The organism is Mariniblastus fucicola (assembly GCF_008087665.1).
Taxonomy (GTDB): domain Bacteria; phylum Planctomycetota; class Planctomycetia; order Pirellulales; family Pirellulaceae; genus Mariniblastus; species Mariniblastus fucicola.
The window spans coordinates 1,236,185-1,255,636 of record NZ_CP042912.1 but is presented as its reverse complement, the minus strand read 5'-3'; the positions used below and the strand labels follow the sequence as shown (position 1 = coordinate 1,255,636).

General features: G+C 54.4%; 17 protein-coding genes. 11 read left to right on the top strand and 6 right to left on the bottom strand.

Annotated elements, in window-relative coordinates:
- Window positions 1-93 precede the first annotated feature (93 nt).
- Together MFFC18_RS04515 and MFFC18_RS04510 are read left to right on the top strand one after the other, a co-directional pair.
- The gene (locus MFFC18_RS04515) at window positions 94-651 is read left to right on the top strand and encodes a hypothetical protein (protein WP_084416722.1); all 558 of its coding nucleotides are present in this window, start codon (window positions 94-96) and stop codon (window positions 649-651) included.
- 3 nt (window positions 652-654) lie between these two features.
- A complete protein-coding gene (locus MFFC18_RS04510; RefSeq protein WP_075081879.1) occupies window positions 655-1,533 on the top strand; it encodes an SMP-30/gluconolactonase/LRE family protein in 879 nt (292 codons plus the stop codon).
- A gap of 225 nt (window positions 1,534-1,758) precedes the next feature.
- Here the strand turns inward: MFFC18_RS04510 and MFFC18_RS04505 are convergent, their stop codons facing one another.
- Window positions 1,759-2,748, bottom strand: a complete 990-nt coding sequence (locus MFFC18_RS04505) for a TerC family protein (RefSeq protein WP_238381130.1) — start codon at window positions 2,746-2,748, stop codon at window positions 1,759-1,761.
- A gap of 93 nt (window positions 2,749-2,841) precedes the next feature.
- On the opposite strand from MFFC18_RS04505, the gene MFFC18_RS04500 reads away from it, so the two are divergent.
- The 6 genes from MFFC18_RS04500 (at window position 2,842) to MFFC18_RS04475 (ending at window position 10,068) form a co-directional block, all read left to right on the top strand.
- The gene (locus MFFC18_RS04500) at window positions 2,842-3,243 is read left to right on the top strand and encodes a VOC family protein (protein ID WP_084416723.1); all 402 of its coding nucleotides are present in this window, start codon (window positions 2,842-2,844) and stop codon (window positions 3,241-3,243) included.
- Between the two features lie 123 nt (window positions 3,244-3,366).
- Window positions 3,367-4,512 carry a bifunctional 2-methylcitrate synthase/citrate synthase gene (prpC, locus tag MFFC18_RS04495; RefSeq protein ID WP_075081880.1) on the top strand — a complete coding sequence of 382 codons (1,146 nt, stop codon included), beginning with the start codon at window positions 3,367-3,369 and terminating at the stop codon, window positions 4,510-4,512.
- 121 nt (window positions 4,513-4,633) lie between these two features.
- The gene (locus MFFC18_RS04490) at window positions 4,634-5,260 is read left to right on the top strand and encodes a hypothetical protein (protein ID WP_075081881.1); all 627 of its coding nucleotides are present in this window, start codon (window positions 4,634-4,636) and stop codon (window positions 5,258-5,260) included.
- Between the two features lie 219 nt (window positions 5,261-5,479).
- Window positions 5,480-9,061, top strand: a complete 3,582-nt coding sequence (gene dnaE, locus MFFC18_RS04485; RefSeq protein WP_075081882.1) for a DNA polymerase III subunit alpha — start codon at window positions 5,480-5,482, stop codon at window positions 9,059-9,061.
- Window positions 9,062-9,157: 96 nt separating this feature from the next.
- The gene (locus MFFC18_RS04480) at window positions 9,158-9,568 is read left to right on the top strand and encodes a hypothetical protein (RefSeq protein ID WP_148618642.1); all 411 of its coding nucleotides are present in this window, start codon (window positions 9,158-9,160) and stop codon (window positions 9,566-9,568) included.
- Entirely contained in the window at window positions 9,565-10,068 is a 504-nt protein-coding gene (locus MFFC18_RS04475) for a DUF1648 domain-containing protein (protein ID WP_084416724.1), read from the top strand. The genes MFFC18_RS04480 and MFFC18_RS04475 overlap by 4 nt, the downstream gene beginning before the upstream one ends.
- A 91-nt stretch (window positions 10,069-10,159) precedes the next feature.
- Here the strand turns inward: MFFC18_RS04475 and MFFC18_RS04470 are convergent, their stop codons facing one another.
- The 3 genes from MFFC18_RS04470 to MFFC18_RS25215 all read right to left on the bottom strand — a co-directional run bounded on the left by MFFC18_RS04470 (window position 10,160) and on the right by MFFC18_RS25215 (window position 12,419).
- Window positions 10,160-11,431 (bottom strand): hemolysin family protein, encoded by a 1,272-nt coding sequence (locus MFFC18_RS04470; RefSeq protein WP_075081885.1) that lies wholly within the window; start codon window positions 11,429-11,431, stop codon window positions 10,160-10,162.
- The gene (gene ybeY / locus MFFC18_RS24790) at window positions 11,428-11,880 is read right to left on the bottom strand and encodes an rRNA maturation RNase YbeY (protein ID WP_157664997.1); all 453 of its coding nucleotides are present in this window, start codon (window positions 11,878-11,880) and stop codon (window positions 11,428-11,430) included. The genes MFFC18_RS04470 and ybeY overlap by 4 nt, the downstream gene beginning before the upstream one ends.
- Before the next feature lie 371 nt (window positions 11,881-12,251).
- Complete coding sequence (locus tag MFFC18_RS25215) at window positions 12,252-12,419, bottom strand: hypothetical protein (protein ID WP_157664998.1); 168 nt, start codon at window positions 12,417-12,419, stop codon at window positions 12,252-12,254.
- 122 nt (window positions 12,420-12,541) lie between these two features.
- Between MFFC18_RS25215 and MFFC18_RS24785 the strand changes: the two genes are divergently transcribed.
- Window positions 12,542-12,763, top strand: a complete 222-nt coding sequence (locus MFFC18_RS24785) for a hypothetical protein (RefSeq protein WP_084416726.1) — start codon at window positions 12,542-12,544, stop codon at window positions 12,761-12,763.
- Window positions 12,764-12,836: 73 nt separating this feature from the next.
- Here the strand turns inward: MFFC18_RS24785 and MFFC18_RS04455 are convergent, their stop codons facing one another.
- Both MFFC18_RS04455 and MFFC18_RS04450 read right to left on the bottom strand, forming a co-directional pair.
- Entirely contained in the window at window positions 12,837-16,559 is a 3,723-nt protein-coding gene (locus MFFC18_RS04455; protein WP_075081887.1) for a DUF4332 domain-containing protein, read from the bottom strand.
- A gap of 420 nt (window positions 16,560-16,979) precedes the next feature.
- Entirely contained in the window at window positions 16,980-17,561 is a 582-nt protein-coding gene (locus MFFC18_RS04450; RefSeq protein WP_148618641.1) for an ECF-type sigma factor, read from the bottom strand.
- Between the two features lie 157 nt (window positions 17,562-17,718).
- Between MFFC18_RS04450 and MFFC18_RS04445 the strand changes: the two genes are divergently transcribed.
- Complete coding sequence (locus MFFC18_RS04445; RefSeq protein ID WP_075081889.1) at window positions 17,719-18,450, top strand: LuxR family transcriptional regulator; 732 nt, start codon at window positions 17,719-17,721, stop codon at window positions 18,448-18,450.
- A 106-nt stretch (window positions 18,451-18,556) separates the two neighbouring features.
- Window positions 18,557-19,345, top strand: a complete 789-nt coding sequence (hisA, locus tag MFFC18_RS04440; RefSeq protein WP_075081890.1) for a phosphoribosylformimino-5-aminoimidazole carboxamide ribotide isomerase — start codon at window positions 18,557-18,559, stop codon at window positions 19,343-19,345.
- Window positions 19,346-19,452: the final 107 nt, after the last annotated feature.

The following is a 19,452-nucleotide window of genomic DNA, read 5'->3' as shown; positions in this document are numbered from 1 at the left end:
GATCGCAGACGAAACGCTTGCGAATGCCTGCACGGATGGCTGAATTTTGTTAGAACGGATTGGGGTTCGTTTTTCTCAAATTCAGGTGATGTGATGACTCAGAAGTGTTTCCGGGTTTTGTTGTTCGTTTCGATTTGCATCGTGCCAACGTTCGCCATCGGGCAGGAAAAAACTGCGGCCAAGCAGGACAGCGTCGAAGCCGTAGAAGCTGCAGACATCGGCTCCGCGCCTGATCAAAAAGCGATCGACAATCTGAAAAAGTTTCTTGAAGGTTCGAAGTGGAACGGCACGTTCACGATGCGCAAGTCGGGAGACAAGTTGCACACCGAAGAATACGAGATCGTTAGCGCTGAAAAGGAACCGACCGGCGACGAGTGGATGCTGGTGGCGAAGATCAAGTACATGAAAAAGGACGTGAAGGTTCCAGTCGGTTTGTCGATCAAGTGGATCGATCGCACGCCTGTCATCGTGCTGGATCAGGTAACGATTCCCGGCATGGGAACGTTTGACTCGCGAGTCATCATTCGCAAAGGCATGTACGCTGGAACCTGGGCTCACGGAAAAGTCGGCGGCCACATGTTCGGCAACATCACGACGGCTGCCGCAGCGGCTGCGGCCGACGAAGACGCGAAATCAAAAGAGTCAAAGTAGCTGATGGCCGAAGTCTTCGACGATAAACCATGCGATCTGGGAGAAGGTCCGCTTTGGCATCCAGATCGAGAGTCGCTGTTCTGGTTCGACATCGACAATCGCGTCATGTTCGAAAAACCGTTCGGCGTCCCAGCGACCGCCGAAGCTCTTCGGAAAGAGTATCGCTTTGAGCGTACGGTTTCCGCGGCCGGGTTGATCGACTCGTCGCGATTGCTCATTGCGTCCGAGCACGATCTGTTCGTCTTCGATCTCGAACAACGCTCCCAGCAAGTGCTGTGCGAACTCGAATCCGAAAACCCGGTGACTCGTTCGAACGACGGCCGCGCGGATCCATTTGGCGGTTTCTGGATCGGGACGATGGGCTACAACGCCGAACCCGGCGCGGGGGCGATTTATCGGTTCTACAAAGGCGCGTTGCGGCAGCTGTTTTCCGACATCACGATTTCGAACGCGATTTGTTTTTCGCCGGATCGAAGCAGGGCTTATTTTACGGACAGCGAAGTCAAAATCATCTGGAAAGTTGAACTTGATCATGAAGGTTGGCCAGTCGGTGATCGTACGGAGTTCGTCGATCTTCGAGGCGAGAGTTTTGCTCCTGACGGCGCTGTTTGCGACGCGGATGGAAGGCTCTGGTCGGCTCAGTGGGGTGCGTCGCGAGTCGCCGTTTACTCAGACGCCGGAGAACTGATCGACACGCACACCATTCCGACTTTACAGCCGACTTGTCCGGCGTTTGGCGGCCTGGATTTCTCGACCTTGTTCATGACGACCGCCGGAGCCCACTTGCCGGATGAGGTCAAAGGCACGCAACCGCAAGCCGGTTTCGTGTTCAAGATCGATGGAGCGGGACACGGACAAGCCGAGCATCGCGTGATCGTTTAGTTAGGGGTCGCGACGGCTTTCAGCCGTTGAATTTCCGCGGCAGTTGTTTGGCCACAGATGACCACCACTGAATACGACGGCTGGAAGCCGTCGCTACGAGCAGCGCGAGCCACAAACGCCTTCACGACAGCGACTCAACCAGGCACTGTTTTGTAAATGTGAGCGGCAAGGCGCTCATGTTTGGTTGCGTTGACGGCATGAAAATCGATTTGCCAAACAGCGCCCCTAGTGAGCACTCTTGCTGGCCAGCAATTTCTTTTGATACCGCGACTGAATGATCTCAATCACCACCAGCACTCCGATCACGAAGTAAAACGTGGCCTTGGACATGGCAACGACTTCATTGCCGAGGAATTTCAGATGAGCCAGATGGCCGCCTTCGCTCAGCAGCATGATTCCAACAATCAACAGGATGAACAGGCCCAGCACTTCATACATCCGATTCTTTTTGAGAAAGTTAGCCACGGTATCGGCCAGCACGATCATCAACACGCCGCCGATCACAATTGCCAACGCCATCACCCACAGCGTGTCCGTCAAAGCCATCGCACTCAAAATGGAATCGAATGAAAACACAACATTCATCAACACGATCCAGAACACCACCCAGCCAACGCTCTTCGGTTTCTCTTCTGCGTGATCGTCGTGCTCGAGGCGGATCATATGCCAAACTTCTTTCACCGCAGTGTAGAGAATGAACACACCACCGAGCAGAACGATGATGCTGTGCAAATTGAAATGCCCGTCGAACCAGTTCACCCATGACGGCGGCGTTTCAAACCAGGGATCCTGGAAATAGGAAATGAGGTTTACTAAAACAAACAGCAACGCGATCCGCAGAAAGATTGCCAAACCGATACCCCAAATCCGCACCATGCGTTGCTTGTCTTCCGGAGCACGCTTCGATTCAAGCGAAATGTAGAGTAAGTTGTCCAGGCCCAGGACGGCTTGCAGCAGAACCAGCATTAACAGTGTGATGATGTTCCCGACCAGACCGCCTGAAGTCTTGCCTTCGATCGAGCCGACTTTGTGCTTGTCCGTGGCACTCTTGACGCCATGCTGTTCGTCGTCGGTTGCGGCCGCTTCGGCATCGTCAGCAACTTTTTCTGCGACTTCCTGCTGTGGAATTGCGGCTTGGCTGGGCTGGTCGCCACTTCCAAAGACCAGTCCGACGATCAGAAACAGGAACAGAACGTAAGAAGTTATGCGGAGCATGGCAGAAGTCATTCTGGGGAAGCGTTACAATGTGACTTGCGTGATTGTGGATAATTCACCGGTCGCGTCAACACAGTTTGTCAGGAGTGTAGCGTGAGTGAATCTGAAAGCGAAAACAAAAAGCCAGCCCCCGGGACGATTGGCTGGATCGACATGGCGACGGAAAACGCCGACCAAATTCGCGCGTTTTACGAATCCGTGGTCGGTTGGCAGTCGGAAGCCGTCCCTGTTGAGGATCATCAGGACTTCGTGATTACGCCCAGCGGCGGCAGCGAGCCTGTGGCAGGGATTTGCCACAACAAGGGCCCCAACGCTGACACGCCAGGCGGCTGGATGATTTACATTCACGTCGACGACCTCAAGGCCAGCCTCGATAGCTGCGTCGAATTGGGTGGCGAAAAAGTTGGCGACGTTCGCGTGATCAGCGGCTACGGAAAGACCTGTGTAATCAAGGATCCTTCCGGCGCGATGTGCGTTTTGTTTGAAAGCCTTTGAGGTTGAGCGATCTGTTGACACCCAGAAATCGGTCAATTGAAATCGCCTCATCTTTGCAGCCCGGTCCGTTCCGTAATAATCAGTGGGAGTTGAGTCTCCCGCATCACCATTGAAAGCAAACGTATGACCACCAAGAAAAAGAAAACTGGCGGACTCGCAGGCGTCGTCGCGGGCCAGACCGCAATCTGTACGGTCGGCACCGAAGGTAAGGGGCTCGACTATCGCGGCTACTCAATTTTCGACTTGGCCGAACATGCGACGTTCGAGGAAGTTGCTTTTCTGCTGCTCTACGGCGAACTGCCGATGATCAAGGAACTCGACAGCTTCAAGGCTCGGTTGCGATCCAAACGGGCGCTCCCCGAAGCCGTTGCTCAAACGCTGGAGAAGATTCCTGCGACGGCGCATCCGATGGACGTGCTGCGAACCGGTTGCTCGATGCTGGGCGTGATTGAACCGGAAAATTCGTTCGACGATCAGTTGCCGACAGCAGAGCGTTTGCTCGCCACGTTTCCGTCGATGTTGGCTTACTGGCATCGATTCGTCACTGACGGAACGCGGATTGATTTCGAGTCCAACGAAGATGGCATCGCGGGTTACTTTCTGGAAAAACTTCACGGGAAAGCTCCATCGGACCTGATGCGTGAAGCGATGGACTGCTCGCTGATCCTGTATGCCGAGCACGAGTTCAATGCTTCGACTTTTACGGCTCGCGTTTGCACGGCGACGCTTTCCGACATGCATTCCGCGATCACGGGAGCCATCGGAACGCTGCGTGGTCCGCTGCACGGTGGAGCCAACGAAGCCGCGATGGAGTTGATCGAAAAATTTTCGACGCCGGACGAAGCGGAAGCTGGCATCATGGAGATGTTGGCCAACAAGTCGTTGATCATGGGCTTTGGGCATCGCGTCTACACCGTTTCTGATCCTCGAAACGAAGTCATCAAGGGATGGGCGAAGCGATTGGGCGAAGAGGTCGGTGATACAGTTTTGTATCCGGTTTCTGAACGCATCGCGGATGTGATGTGGCGTGAGAAGAAACTGTTTCCGAACCTCGATTTCTTTAGCGCGTCGGCCTATCACTTCATGGGCATTCCAACGGCTCTGTTCACGCCGATTTTCGTTTTGTCGCGCGTTTCTGGTTGGGCGGCGCATGTTATTGAGCAGCGGAGCAACAACCGTTTGATCCGCCCTGGAGCCGAATACATCGGTCCTGGCTCACGAGACTTTGTGGCGATTGAGGATCGTGAGCCTGACGGCGGAATGGTCTAAGATCCAAGTGCTACTCTGATCGTTTAACGGCAAGCCGTAGGCGACGGTGGCACGTGGTTTTGGCAATGAGGCACCGTCGCCTACGGCTTGCCGTTAAACGAAGAAATGAAAGTGCTGCCCCATGATCCATGGCTATCACGTGATCATGCCGATGTACGGTTTCTGGTTGCCAAACGATCCGCGCGGAGCCTGGTCGGACTATGTGAGGAAATTTGAGATTGCGAAACATGGCCACGCCAGCAAATCGCTCGATCGCAAGGACATCGAATCGCTTACCGATTCCGAACTCCGGGATCGGAACCTGGCCATCGATTCGCTCAAGTATCCATCGGTGTCGATCGAAGGAGTTCAGGCATTGGCCATTTCGCAGGGATTTGCAAAGCAGATCGAGAAAAGCAACTACACCGCTTGGGCCTGCTCAGTTCTCCCTGAGCACACGCACTTTGTGTTGGCTAGGCATTCGTACAAGGTTGAACAAGTGACGAATCTGCTCAAAGGTGCAGCCACGGCCAGCATTGTTGAAAGTGGACTGCATCCGCTTGCGGCGTTTGCCCAGAAAGGTCAACGGCCGCCTCGGATGTGGGCAGCCAGAGGTTGGAAACAGTATTTGGATTCTGAAGAAGCGATCGAAAACGCAATCAATTACGTTGTGGAAAATCCGGAGAAGGAAGGAAAGCGAATACAGAGCTGGTCATTTGTGACCCCGTTCGCAGGAATCGAAAAGGGTGGCTGGACCACGTATCAATGAGTAAACATTGAGCGTCGAAACGGTTCGTTTAACGGCAAGCCGTAGGCGACGGTGGCACGTAGTCCTGCTAAGGCGGCACCGTCGCCTGCGGCTTGCCGTTAAACGAAGACCAAGGACCGAAGAGCAAAAACGACATCAACTCCTGCAAATTTCACGGCTACTGCACGGCTCCATTTTTCGTAAAATGAGCTTCCGATTTCACACGCATCACGGAAGCCCATGTCGAACCGCCCATTTACGCATCTGCACTGTCACAGCCATTACTCTTTGCTCGATGGAGCCAGCTCGATCCCGAAACTGGTTCAGCGGACCAAAGACCACGGCATGAACGCGCTGGCGTTGACCGACCATGGCAACATGCACGGGTCGCTCGAATTCTACAACACCTGTCGTGCGAACGACATCAATCCGATCATTGGCTACGAAGCCTACATCGCGCCCGGCAGTCGCAAAGTTAAGGGCGAAGGCGGACGAAAGAACTCGTCCTATCACCTGACGCTGTTGTGCCAGAACAAAACGGGTTTCGATAACCTGATCAAAATGGCGTCCTCCGCGGCGCTCGAAGGGTTTTACTTTAAGCCGCGGATCGACAAGGAACTGCTCGAAGCCCACAGCGAAGGCATCATCTGCCTCAGCGGTTGCGTATCGAGCGAGTTCAGCAAAGCGATCCTCAACAACGGCGGCAACGGTGCGGAAGAGCAGCTTGAGGATGCGATCGGCGTTGCTGAGTGGTTTCGCAATCTGTTCGGTGAAAGATACTTCGTCGAGATCATGAACAACGGGCTGGACATTCAGCGTCAACAACTCGAAGGCGCCGTTGAAGTTGCCAAACGAGTCGGCCTTCCACTGGTCGCGACCAGCGATTGCCACTACGTCGACCGCGAAGACGCTTCGGCTCAGGATGTGATGCTATGCATTAACACGGGCCGATTTCGCACCGACCAAAACCGCATGAAGATGGATGTTGACGAGTTCTACCTCCGTCCGCCGGAAGAGATGTATGCCAATTTCGTCGGCCTCGAAGACGCCGTGTCGCGATCGCAGGAAATCGCCGATTCGGTCGACATTCAACTGACTCTCGGCGAGCGATATTTTCCGGTCTTTGATCTGCCGCTGGAAACAGACACGCCGGAAAGTAAACTGCGGGAGCTTTGCGAACAAGGGCTGAAAGAACGCTACGCAAAAACGCCCGGTATGCTCACGGAGGACGGCGGGCTAACCGAAATCGTTCAAGCCCGACTTGATCGAGAGCTGGGCGTCATCAACAAGCTTGGGTTCGCGAACTACTTTCTGATCGTATGGGACTTTGTCGAACAGGCCCGCATTCGCGACATCCCGACGACAGCTCGTGGCTCAGGCGTCGGTGCAATTGTCTGTTACGCTCTCTACATGAGCCACGTTTGCCCGATCAAATACGACTTGCTGTTCGAAAGGTTCCTGGACGAAAATCGCCTGGAAGCGCCTGATATCGACATCGACTTCTGTAAGGAACGTCGTGGCGACATTATCAAGTACGTGAAGGAAAAGTACGGCGAAGAATCGGTTGCACAGATCGGAACCTTTGGCACGATGAAAGCCAAAGCCGCGATCAAGGATGTCGGCCGAGCTCTCGGAATTCCACTGGCTCGTGTGAACGAGATCACGAAGATGATCCCGGATGTGCTGGGCATCAAAATCAAGACGGCGCTCGAAACAAGCGACGAGCTTCGCGCTGCCTACGAAGGCGATCCGGAAATTACGGAGCTAATCGATTTCGCGATGAAGCTGGAAGGGCTGGCGCGAAACATCGGTACTCACGCCGCGGCCGTCGTGATTGGAAACGGCCCGCTGGACAACTACGTTCCGCTGGGAAAAGTCTCCGGCAAGGATGACGTGATCACGCAGTGGTCGATGAACGACGTCGAAGCCGCTGGTCTGCTGAAGATGGACTTTTTGGGGCTGCGAAACCTCACGATTTTGTCCAACGTGGTGAACATCATTGAGCAAACGCGTGGAGAGCGAATCGACATCCACGAGTTTCCGCTCGACGACAAACCGACTTATGCGTTGCTGCAACGCGGCGAAACGAAAGGCGTTTTCCAGATGGAAAGCGGCGGGATACGCGACCTGTTGCAGCGGATGAAGCCTGACCACTTCCTGGACATCATCGCGACGGCGGCTCTTTATCGTCCGGGACCTCTCGAAGGCGGGATGGTCGATCAATACATCGATGTGAAACACGGTCGCAAGGAACCCGAGTACAAAATCGAGCTGATGAGGGAGATTCTGGAAGAGACCAATGGCGTGATGGTCTACCAGGAACAGGTGATGCGGATTCTGAATCGCGTCGGCAAGATCCCGCTGGCTTCCGCGTACACGTGCATTAAAGCGATCAGTAAAAAGAAAGAAAAACTGATCGCCCAGAATTACGAAGGCTACATGAAGGGCGCCGTTGAGCAGGGTCTTTCCAAGAAAGACGCTCAGGAACTTTGGGACATGATCCTGAAGTTCGCGGGCTACGGTTTCAACAAAAGTCACTCGACGGCTTACGCGTTGATCGCCTACCAAACGGCCTACTTGAAATGCCACTATCCGATTGAGTTCATGGCCGCGTTGCTGACGGGCGACATCCCAGGGCGAAACTTCGTCGGCAAAGATGCTCTGGTCGAACACATGGAAGACTGCGACCGGATGGGCATCGACGTGGTCGCGCCAAGCGTCAACACTTCAGACGTGCACTTCAAAGTCGACGAACAGAACGAAGTTCACTTCGCGATGTCGGCGATCAAAGGCTGCGGGGCGTCGGCGGCGCAGGCGATCGTTGATGAACGCACCGAAAACGGGCCTTTCAAGGACATCTTTGATTTCTGCGAACGCGTTGAGTCCAGTAAATGTAGTCGCTCTTCGGTCGAAAGCCTGATTAAGGCCGGCGCGATGGATTGCTTTGGCGGACACCGGGCTCAGTTGATGGCTGCTCTCGATCGCGCGATCCAAGCCGGTGCTTCGGCGCAGGCTGACAAGAAAAGCGGCCAATTGAATCTGTTTGGAACGCCGGAACCTGCCGCCGACGACGAACCGGAAACAGTCGACATGCCCGACGTTCCGGAGTGGGAAGAGCGTGAAAAGCTGACGTTTGAAAAAGAGGTTTTAGGTTTCTACCTGACCAGCCATCCACTGGCCGAATACGTTGATCGACTGGAGCAGTTCTGTTCGCACAAGACCAGTGAACTTGAAGGCAGCAAGCACCGCGATAAAGTCAGCATGGGCGGTATGATCGCGTCGTTGAGGTTGGCTCACACCAAGAACCAGAAGAGCCCAAGTGATCCGACGAAGTATGCGATGTTCGATCTTGAGGATGTCGATGGCGCGATCCGCACGATTGCCTGGCCGTCGACTTACACTTCGGTCAGCGAAGTCATCAAGCCGGATGCGGTTGTGGTGGTCCAGGGAAAACTGGATTATCGCGGAGACGAGCCGAACCTGATCGTGGACAAGATGGTGCCGATCGATGACCTTGGTTCGACGATGACGACGGGGATCAAAATTATGATCGACCAGAACATGCACGGCCACGACGGACTGAAAACAGCTTACGAAATCATCCGCGGCTATCCCGGGAATCGGCAACTGAAGATTGAACTGGTGCTGGAAGACGGGATGCGAGTTCAGCTCGATTCGAATCGCAAGATCGAAGTTAGCGAGCAGCTTTGCGGCAGGTTGCAGGAATTGCTGGGAGCCTCGGGCGTTGAGATGCTGGTGGACACGAAGAGCCTGTCAGAGAAAGCCGGCCCGGAGAAAAAGTGGCGGCGGAAGAAGGAGTAGTCGGTTCGTGTGCGGATTGCTCTACGGTGGCTTCAACAGTTGGACGGCATGCCCATGCGATGCGCGCCAATTTACCCAAGCGGAGTTCAACTCAACATGAACGCAGAAAAAGTTCTCTCATGGCTGATGATGATCGTCGGTTGCGGGCTGATGGTGGCCTTCCTGTTTATGCTGCTGCCGCCTCAGCAAATGGCGTCCATGCACGAATGGCTGGGGCTCGGCGAACTACCAGATGCACCGATCACTTTTTATCTCGCTCGATCAACGTCGATGCTTTATGGAATCCACGGTGCCCTGATGTTTATCTGCGGGCGAAACGTGAAAAAACATGCGGACTTGATGCCTGTTTTCGGATGGCTGCACTTCGTGATCGGAGTCGTCATGATCGGCATTGATGTCACGTCAGGCATGCCATGGTGGTGGACGACATTTGAAGGCGCACCGATTGCGGCAACAGGCCTGGTAGTTGTCTGGCTGAGCAAGAAAGCGTTCGGAGATCCGTCATGACCCGGCTGGTACCATGGGCCATGCTCGCATCTGCTCTTGTCGGTACAGCATTGCTCGCCTTCTTTTATTGGGACCAACTGCCGGCCCGAGTCGCTTCACATTTTGGCCCTGGCGGGCAAGCGAACGGCTGGATGTCCAAGCCTGGATTCGTTGCCGTCATGCTGGCGACACAAGTCGGAGTCGCTGCGATGATGCTGGGCGTGGGCTACCTGATCCGCGTCTTGCCGACATCGATGATCAACATCCCAAACCGGGAATACTGGCTGGCGGAAAGTCGGCGAGATCGTACCTTGAGGGAAACCGCATCGATGATGGCCTGGATTGCGGCAGGCACGGCGGTTTTTCTGATGGTCGTTTATTGGCTGACCCTTGATGCCAACGTCGACGAGAAAGGGCTCAACTCGACTGCGACCTGGATTAGCACCATTGTGTTCATCGCCGGGCTGATCGGGTTCTGCGTTGTGAGACTAAGCAAGTATTATCGCGTGCCGACAGAGTAAAATTTGCCACCACGCCAGCCAAACGAAGAGTGATCTCATCAGAATGGTCAACAAATCCCAAACGGTGTGACAGGGTTGGTCATCCTTCGGGTCACTCAGTGGGCGTCACGACTCGAACCCGTCGGATAGATCGGCGGTTGGCTTCGAGAATGATGAACTTGATCTCGTCGATTTCTATTTCGTGACCGACGCGGGGAATCCGATTGTTCTGGGCCATCAGCAGACCGCCAACCGTCGCGTACTCCTCTTCTTCCGGCAACGTCAGGCCCAGTTTTTCATTGAGTTCGTCGATCGGAAGCTCAGCAGCAATTTCGGCCTCATTTATGTTGATGACTTTGAACGGTTGAGGAGGCGCACTGTCCGTTTCATCTTCGATTTCACCGACGATCTCTTCGAGAATATCCTCAATCGTAACGACTCCCGCCAAACCACCGTACTCATCGGTCACGACCGCCATGTGCATGCGACCCGCGAGGAAAGTCTTCAACATTTCGTCCAGCTTGGTTGCTGCGGGCGCCAAAATCGGTTCGCGTAACAGTTTCCGTAGCGGGCGACGTTTGTTCTCATTCCGCAGCGACTCGCTCAGCAAGTCCTTCACAAACAGCACGCCCAGCACGTTGTCGATTTTCTCCTCAAAGACCGGGATTCGAGTCCGCCCTGAATCGACAGCGAACTTCAACATCTTCTCCCAGGAACTTGAGACGTCCAAAGCATCGATTCGCGAACGCGGCGTCATGACCTTGGTGATATCAAAGTCATCAAGGTCCATCACGCCCTCGATCATGTCGGCGCGTTCCGCCTCCACGACTCCATCATTTTCTGCCTCGCTAAGAATCGACAGGATTTCTTCTTCAAACGCATCCTCTTCATCTTCCTCGTCATCTTCAGTACCACTTGCGCGTTGAAACACCGTGCCGACAAACTTTCCTCCGATCAGCAACGGCCAGGAAGCGACAGAAACCAGCCACCACCAACGCCACGTAAAATACAGATACTTTTCGGCGCCAATTTTCGCAACGGCCCACGGGATCCAAACTGAGCAGGCGACGAGGGCAAACGAAACCAGTATGAACAGGCACGCCATGTTGAACGTCGAAACACCGGCGGTCGACATGTCTCCCATCAGCCAGATGTAAGCGAAACAGGCGGTCAGCGAGATGGCGACAGCCTGCAAAATTCCAACGCCGAACTCAAGCTGTTCGCGCAAGTCGAGGATACGCCCGAAGAGCTCTTCGCGTTTGTACTTTTGACAGAGCATTTCCAGCTCGTGCCACGCGATGTCGTACAGACAACGATTGGCGGTCGAAGCCAGCGTCGTGATTGCGAGTCCTGCGAATGTTAGCCAAGCGTACAGCAAGCTCACGCCTCTCGATTAATGCATTCGATAGAGAACAACTGCAGATACTCTTTCTCCGCAGCCTTCATTTCGATTGCGGAATTTTCGTCGAGGTCGTCGAACCCGACAAGGTGCAGCGTTCCATGGGCCACATACAAAGCCAACTCGGCTTCCACCGTCGAGCCGACTTCTTTCGCGATCCGCATCGCCGTATCGGTACTGACGATCAACTGACCAGCCAGCCAACCTTCGCCCTCGTCCAGCACGAAACTGATGACGTCGGTTTCCCAATCGTGTTGCAGGTACTGATTGTTAAGCTCCCGGATGGTCGGGTCATCGACCAGCGCGATACTCAGTTCGCCTTTCGAAACCCCGTGGTCGTCGAGAATCGCTGACGCGATCTTTATCAGCGGATCGAAATTGACCTTCAGCTGCTGTTGGTCGGCGATTTCAATCTTCAGAGCGGTGGTGTTCAAGCAGAGATTCCTGTCGAAAATGGGCGTTATTCCGTCTTTTATCAAACAGCTCACAGACCGCGTCAATAGTTTATGCGCTTTTGACGCACGAAAACGCCGCTCAGGGCGCTTGCTGTTCAAATTGCCTCGAAGTCCCGGAAAAAACCTTGTTGGCTGCTTGAAGTTTACACAACTATGCGTCACGCTGAGGGGTTGAATTTCTACCGCCTGGTCAGACCCGACCGGAGCGGATTCTTCGTCACCATATAGATCCGGGTGACTTAAACCGATTTTGGGAGTCCAACACGTGTCAAAAAATCGAGTTCTACTGTCTGTATTTACAGTCGTCGCCGTCGTCAGCATGGCTAGCGAAGCCGCGACGGCTCAGCTTTTCAAAGGTCGAGTATTGGGTCGACGTAACGCAGCCTGTTGCGCTCCAGCACCAGCTCCTGCACCATGTTGCGCGGCACCAGCTCCTGCTCCAGCTCCATGCTGTGGCACTCCAGCACCTGCACCTGCTCCAGCTCCTTGCTGTGGCACACCAGCTCCGGCACCAGCACCAGCTCCTTGCTGTGGTGGCGTTGCTACGGCTCCAGCTCCTGCACCTGCCGTTGTTTCGGCTCCAGTGATGAGCGCTCCTGTCATCTCTGCTCCAATGAGCAGCTGCTGTGGCGGAACTGTCATGGCTGCTCCTGCAATGCAGTACGGAGTTCCTGTTGAAGGAACTGTTGTGACTACTGAGTCGCTTCCAGTTGATGGCGCGATCGTTTCAGGCGAAACAATTCTTGAAACTGGAGAGACAGTTCAGTCATCTCCTTCGGACGCCGGCACCGTTACTTCGGATGTCGTCGAGCCTCCAGCAGCCGCTGAGTCTACTGACGTTGCTCCTGAAGAAGACAACTAAGTCTCCCTTTTAGGCAGAAACAAAATGATGACTGGTCGCCTCTTGGGTGACCGGTCATTTTTTATGCCGCCACCTATGCTGCCTGCAGCGATCGATTGTGCTGGGCGAACGAAATCCAGTCCGTGACTTCTGCCAAATCAGGCTTCTTACCATTGCGAATGATCTTCAGCCCTTCTTTGGTATCCGAGAACGGAGCGATTTTCGCAAACAGCGTTTCCGGTCGCATCGATGCCAGTTCTTCTGCTTCGAAAATTCCGCAGCCAACCAACAGTTGCGCATCGTGACCACGAAGGTTCGGGATTCGACACACCAGACGCGTTTGATTCTGGTATTGGCGAATCACTTTTGCACTAAGCCGTTTGTAGTTCAGCTTCTCGGCGAGAGATTCCGCAGTGATCTTCAGAAAGTCCGCGATCGTGTGAACACCGATGGCTTCAAAGCGAGATCCCGTCTTTGGCCCGATCGATGGAGCCGCCTCAATATGGTCGGTCAAATCAAGATAGAACCGAAGCTTTGGCGAATCCGTTGTCTTGCTGGATTTTGAACTGTCCGTTTCGCTGGCGCGACTCGCAGTGTTTCCGTCGCGAGAGTTCCTCGAATCGCTCGCAACCGCGGATCGAGCGTTGTCTCGAGCCGTCAACGACTGCCGTCCCGAAGAGTGCCGAACTGCATCCGGCTTCCGCGGACTGCGTCTTTCGCGAGGAGCAAGTGGAGGAACAGGTTTGCGAGGCTCTCGGGGTTCAGGCGTCCGCATCCGGGGGCTTCTTGCGGGCATTGCTTCCCGTTCGTTCGTCTTGCGAATCGGAGAACGCTCGCGATCCGATTGGTCACTGTAAGCCCGTTCATTGGAACGTGAATTCGAGCGATCACCTGGACTCCAGGCACGCAACGCATGGCGCCGGACACCAGAACGCCTTGACGACGAACGCGGACGGCTTTGATGTCGATAGTTGCGGTTGTTTCGCAAACGCTCCTGCCACGTTTGAACCGTTTCCCGGTCAAGCGATCGATTTGAGGAACCGAAACGACGCCCATCGGGAGACCGCAGGAATCGGGACACTCGCTCGAACAGCGTGTCGATGTTGGAAGTCAGCAAATGTTCTGGATCGAGGATGCCGCAAGCGACAAGTGCCTGAGCATCGTTTGCCGAAAGTCCGGGCACCCAACTCATCAGCCATGCAGAAGCCTGTAGATGCTCCAGTGATTCGCCCGTCAGATAGCACGCGACAAATTCAGCGTCGTCCATCTCGGAATCCAGCATCAGGAACTCGCCGACAGTGTTGACGTTGCAGTCAGAAAGACATCGCAGCTGAACGCTGTCGAATAGCGAAATCGAATCAATTCGAGTCGACTCATTGATGGACGCAACGTTCAAGGGATCGCCAACAACCGATGGCGAAACGACGGCCGCTTTGCGAATCGGATCGATGGGCACTGAGCCAATCTGGCTGGACGCGACAACTCGAGTCGAAAACTCATGCGGAGCAAACACCTCGTACTGCTCAAACTGTTCAAGTTCGCCGGATCGGTCACGATCGCTGGTACGTGGATACTTGGATAGCGGATACGGACGTGGCAAAGGGCTGCGCGGGTACTCGGCGACTGACTCGCCAACGTAAACTTCTGCTTCCTGCTGCCCCCAGGACTGTATCTCCTCGACCCTGGTCGGAGCCACACCGTCGATATGGCTCAACGTTTCCTGAGTGGCTGGTCGCCAATGTGCAGAATTCGATTCGGGCTCAATCTCCCAGACCGAAACGTCGGGCAGGCGATCGGAAAGGAAACGATGCTGAGTCAGCACAATGACCTGCTGCAGATTCTGCCTGCTCCATCGTGACAAACTATCCAGCGTGCGATCGATTCGCGTGCTTTGCAGATCAGCAAACAGGTCGTCAAGAATCAGTGGAGTCCGCAGCGACGGATCACTTTCGTTGGCCGCAAGGATCAGCGACAGATGCACCAATTGCGAAAGTCCGCGTTCCGGAATGTCGTCGACCCGATGCGATTTCAGCTGACGGTCCCGGACTTCGAAAACGCCACGGTCCGCAGAAAGCCAGACGTGAAGATAGTCTCCTCCGGTCAAATGTTGCAGGATATTGCCAGCGGTGACCAACAAAGTATGCGGTGCCGCGATACGCTGAGGCAACTGCTGCAGTCGCTCCGCCAATGCCAACAGACGCGATTCCGTGCTGCGAATCTGTTCGTCGACATGAGCAATTCTTTCGTGCTTTTGCGTCAGGTACAAAGTCGACAGACTGGCCCTTCGCAAATTCAGTTCTTCAATTTCACGAGAGATCTTGACGGACTCGGTATCCGCAATACCCAGAGACGACTGCAACGATGCCAGCCGGTTCTCGAGCGCTGAAAGCTGCTGTTGCTGCAGCGACGTGTCCTGCGTCACGACCGGTTTGCGGAGACCTGCTGAATCGACAACCGGGCCAACGAACTTTTGACGAGCCATCAAGTGGCCTGACGTCACGGCGAGCTGACAGAAATCTGGTGCCGCCCGATCAATCGCTTCGCCGCCGGGCGGATCTGCGATTCGAATCTCGCGAACAATAGCCTCTCGTCGGCCAAGGATCTGCTGGATAAGCTCAGACAGGTGCGTGAAGTTGTGGCGCAGCTCTTTAAGCTCGATGGTCGCGGAACGGTTTCGAAGCTCGCGATATTGATTCGATAGCTCATCACAAAGCGACTGCAAATCGTCGCGAACGGACCGGCATGTTTCGTCAAGAAACCGGGAAACCTGTTGAGCGTCGACAGTCCCGTGGTCTTCCAGCCACTGATCACCGCGTGTATCCGCGTTGTCGATTCGGCCCTCGATTTGACGCAAAATTTCCCGAGCCCGATGATACGGATGATTGGATTCATCGACCGTCAGGCTGTTTCGCATCTCCATTTCTTCTTTCAGACGAACGCGATGACGCTGAACGTTGGATTGGATGGCGCGAACTTCGCGAATCTGTTGCTCGACTTCGTCCAACAGCAGATACAGTGTCGCCAGATAGCGAGAGGGCTCCTGATTCTCGACGACTTCTGTCGTCGTTGCATTTGCGTTGCTAATTTCCAGTCGCAACCGCGAGGCTTCCTGCTGAAGCGAATCGATTTCAAGGCGAATCCGGTTGGGATCAAGTTCCGCCAAACGCGTGGTCAGATTGGCGACCTGTCGATCAAGTTCGCTGGAATCAATGTCTGAAAACTGAACCGGTTCGGACTCAATGGATGCGCGTTGCGATTGAAGTCGCACCAGTTCGCTGCGCAGCAATTCTGTTTGCTCATGTGCGTCGGAACGCTGCTGGCGAAGGTGAGGAGTTTCCTGATTCTCCATCGCGGCGTCGGGCCCGAGTGGCACGTGGAAACGATTCATCAGCGTCGAATGAAGTCGCTCCTGCCGCTGATTTGAACTGCGGAACGCGACAAAGGACATCGTATCGGCGATATCGTGATTTAGCTGAACGGCATGATGCGCCGAATCGTAGGACAGTCGAGATCCATTCGAGGTGCCGATTCGGGTCGAGTTCAGCGTTCCGGCCGCATCGCGAGTGATCCGATAGCGTCCGGACTCACATTCAATAACGATTCCGATCGAATTGCAGCCAACCGCAGTGCGCTGCGGTGCACCTGGCTCGCAGGAATCGAGCAGTAGATCGCTGACGAGATTCCGAATCGTTGATTTTCCGGCACCACGTTCGCCGTAGATAAAATTGAGACCGTCGGTTAGCGGCCCGATATTTATAGACCGGACGCGGGCGTTGTCGTTCCCTGACAACTCGACGGTCAACTCCTTTAACTTCATTGCATACTCCGTAGCGGTATTGCCTTCCTGGCGTGCACGTTGCGTATGCCGGTAAAATCTAACCCACGCGAAATTTTCCACCTAGGTCAGTTTCTTCCGTTCCTGAAGCGTTGAATCCACCTTCAGTTTTTCCGGCGGACACGGACATTGAGGTAGCGGAGCCTGCGAGGGCCGCGGAAATGGCTTTTCAGAGCCCCGGGTTTGCGGCAGCCAACTGACAAACACCGGTTTTTATCGAGCGAGATTGTTCGTGGCCATTTTGCGGGAAAGTCCTTTGACTCGCTGCCCCAGCGACCTATGCTTTCGCAGCTTGCTTGTGCTGGGGAGCAACGAGCAAGCTTGGCGGCAAGGGTTGGCTAGGAAGCCAAAAAGGGGCCTTGCCGCTTTTTTTGTGCGCCAGCACTTTTTAAGGTCGATTCGCTACGACGCCTCGAGAATCGAATTCCGACCAAGAATTTCATTCTCCAGATCTTTCACCATGTATTGGACCCGACGAACCGAGCAGTTGAGCTCGTTCGCGATCTCCTGATTGTCGAGACATTCAATCTTCATTCTGGCAACCTGCGCCAAAATCGGATTCTTGATTCGGATGGTCTGAATCAGCTCTTCGATCGTGTTCGAAGTCACCGGCTTTCGTGGCGCCGTCATTCCCGACGAGTGCTGCTTCATTTCTTCGAACGAATAAACCTTCTGCCCGCCGCCGCGGCGCTGGGCCTGTTCGAATCGATAGCTTGCCGCCGATTTCCGAACCGCGATGGTTGCCAGAAGCTTCCAGATCTCGGAACGGTTTCGCAGCGCGCTAAATTTCCCTTCTCGCAGCGCGCGAAAGAAATCTGCAAACGCATCTGAAGCGATATCTTCGTTGTCATGTATCCGCAGATGGCCTGAATGCGGGGAAACCCTTGCGCAAAGTCGATCGAACCAACGGTCCCAGATGTTCTTCGCAGCTTCGTCATTTCCCTGACGAACTGAATCCAACCAGCCTGTTATTGAGCCTGCCATTTTTTTTCCAGTTTGTTTTGCGTTGCCGCTTCCTTTTTTCAATTACTAGGTGAGGCGAGTAGGTTTGCCCTGGTGTTACAGGTGCTTTGGGAAATGGACCAATAGCAACATCGGCAATTCTGTTCAACGCATCTTTCAAAGTAATTAACGAGTTGGGATGAGCATGCGACAACAGACATCTGACAGTGGGAAACTGTTTTTACTTGGCGGAGACAATGTCCGCTTTCTGGTGGAAGAACCAGTTCGCATGGCACTCGATGGTCTGACAGTTGTCAGCCTGAAGCACGAAAGCGAATGCGCGGCGGCGGTTGATAGAGCCGTCGATCAAATGACTCCGGTATGCATGATTGCGGGCGCTGAATCCCTCTCTGACGACGTGCCAGATTGGGTTGCCAAAACTCGAAAGCGTTTTCCGTGGTTGCCGATTGTTGTGCTTGATCGCTGCAATTCCGAAACGGACAGTCCTGAATCCCTGCCTCAACTGGTCGAATCCGTTTCGATCATCCAATATCCGTATACGCAAAAGGCCGTCATTGATGCGATTGAAAAATCTATCTGGTGGTCGACCAATCTGTGCCGAATGCTGGAACGGGTAAGCTACTTTGCGAACCTGTCGGAACGCGAACTGGCGATCGTTTCGATGGCAACTGACGGTGTCCCCAACAAGTCGATGGCGCGTCGCCTTGAGGTGTCGATCAAGACGATCGAAAAGAACCGCCGAACGGCTTATGAAAAGCTGAAAATCGCCAGCTCTGCTGAAATGGCGGCGCTGGTGACGTTCCGACGATACTTCAATCGATCGATTGAACCGATCCGGAACAATGCAGCAACTCCGCTGGCTCCCAACATTTCGATCGCAACGACGATGCCAATGCAAACTACCGAATAGCCAGCAACTTAACGCACAGCGGTTCGTTGATGCCGCTACCCCCTTTCCAAAACCGTGGCAATTGGTGCTACAATATCCGTCTCCCTATTCAAGACGGGTTCGCGCCATGACTCGCCCAAAATCCCGGTTTCGACCTTGCATCGATTTGCATCACGGCAAGGTCAAGCAAATCGTTGGCAGTACAATTGAACAGCCTGACTTTCAGGAGAATTTTGTCTCCGAGAAACCGGCTCAGTGGTATGCCGCCAAGTTTCGCGATGACGAATTGGTCGGCGGACATGTGATCATGCTTGGTCCCGGCAATGCTGACGCTGCCAGATCTGCACTCTCGCAGTGGCCCGGTGGTCTTCAAGTCGGTGGCGGAATCACGATCGAAAACGGCCAGTCGTGGATCGAGGCTGGAGCCAGCCACGTGATCGTTACGTCCTGGCTGTTCGATGGCCCGACGCTGGACTGGGAACGTGTTCGCTCATTTGCCAAGGAAGTCGGTTCGTCGCGAATCGTGATTGACTTGAGCTGCCGACGCGCCGAAGGCGGTTGGCGTGTGGCGACCAATCGATGGCAGACCGTAACTGATGTCAACGTTTCGATCGAACTGCTGGAACGACTGGCTCCTTACTGCAGCGAATTCCTGGTTCACGCTGCCGACGTCGAAGGAAAATGCGACGGCGTGGATCGCGAGCTTGTTGAGCTGCTGTCAGGATTTGAGAACCGAAAGCTGACTTATGCCGGCGGCGTTGCCTGCATGGATGACTTGCTTCAAATTGATTCGGCCAGCCAGGGCAGGCTGGATGTGACGGTCGGCAGTGCACTCGATCTCTTCGGCGGTTTCGGCCTGCGTTATAGCGATCTGGTAAAGTGGAACCGGGAAGCGGCGGCCTCTGAAGAGGTCTGACCAAAAGTCCATAACGCGATTTTTTGTCGTCGACGCGGTTGAAACCGGAATTTTCAGACTCAAAATCGAATCGGCTGGCGAAATAGCCGATCTGTTTCTAATATTGT

Coding starts and splice junctions, on each gene's coding strand:
- MFFC18_RS04515 (WP_084416722.1), top strand. CDS start 94: ATGACTCAGAAGTGTTTCCGGGTTTTGTTGTTCGTTTCGATTTGCATC.
- MFFC18_RS04510 (WP_075081879.1), top strand. CDS start 655: ATGGCCGAAGTCTTCGACGATAAACCATGCGATCTGGGAGAAGGTCCG.
- MFFC18_RS04505 (WP_238381130.1), bottom strand. CDS start 2,748: ATGCTCCGCATAACTTCTTACGTTCTGTTCCTGTTTCTGATCGTCGGA.
- prpC (WP_075081880.1), top strand. CDS start 3,367: ATGACCACCAAGAAAAAGAAAACTGGCGGACTCGCAGGCGTCGTCGCG.
- MFFC18_RS04490 (WP_075081881.1), top strand. CDS start 4,634: ATGATCCATGGCTATCACGTGATCATGCCGATGTACGGTTTCTGGTTG.
- dnaE (WP_075081882.1), top strand. CDS start 5,480: ATGTCGAACCGCCCATTTACGCATCTGCACTGTCACAGCCATTACTCT.
- MFFC18_RS04480 (WP_148618642.1), top strand. CDS start 9,158: ATGAACGCAGAAAAAGTTCTCTCATGGCTGATGATGATCGTCGGTTGC.
- MFFC18_RS04475 (WP_084416724.1), top strand. CDS start 9,565: ATGACCCGGCTGGTACCATGGGCCATGCTCGCATCTGCTCTTGTCGGT.
- MFFC18_RS24785 (WP_084416726.1), top strand. CDS start 12,542: ATGGCTGCTCCTGCAATGCAGTACGGAGTTCCTGTTGAAGGAACTGTT.
- MFFC18_RS04455 (WP_075081887.1), bottom strand. CDS start 16,559: ATGAAGTTAAAGGAGTTGACCGTCGAGTTGTCAGGGAACGACAACGCC.
- MFFC18_RS04450 (WP_148618641.1), bottom strand. CDS start 17,561: ATGGCAGGCTCAATAACAGGCTGGTTGGATTCAGTTCGTCAGGGAAAT.
- MFFC18_RS04445 (WP_075081889.1), top strand. CDS start 17,719: ATGAGCATGCGACAACAGACATCTGACAGTGGGAAACTGTTTTTACTT.
- hisA (WP_075081890.1), top strand. CDS start 18,557: ATGACTCGCCCAAAATCCCGGTTTCGACCTTGCATCGATTTGCATCAC.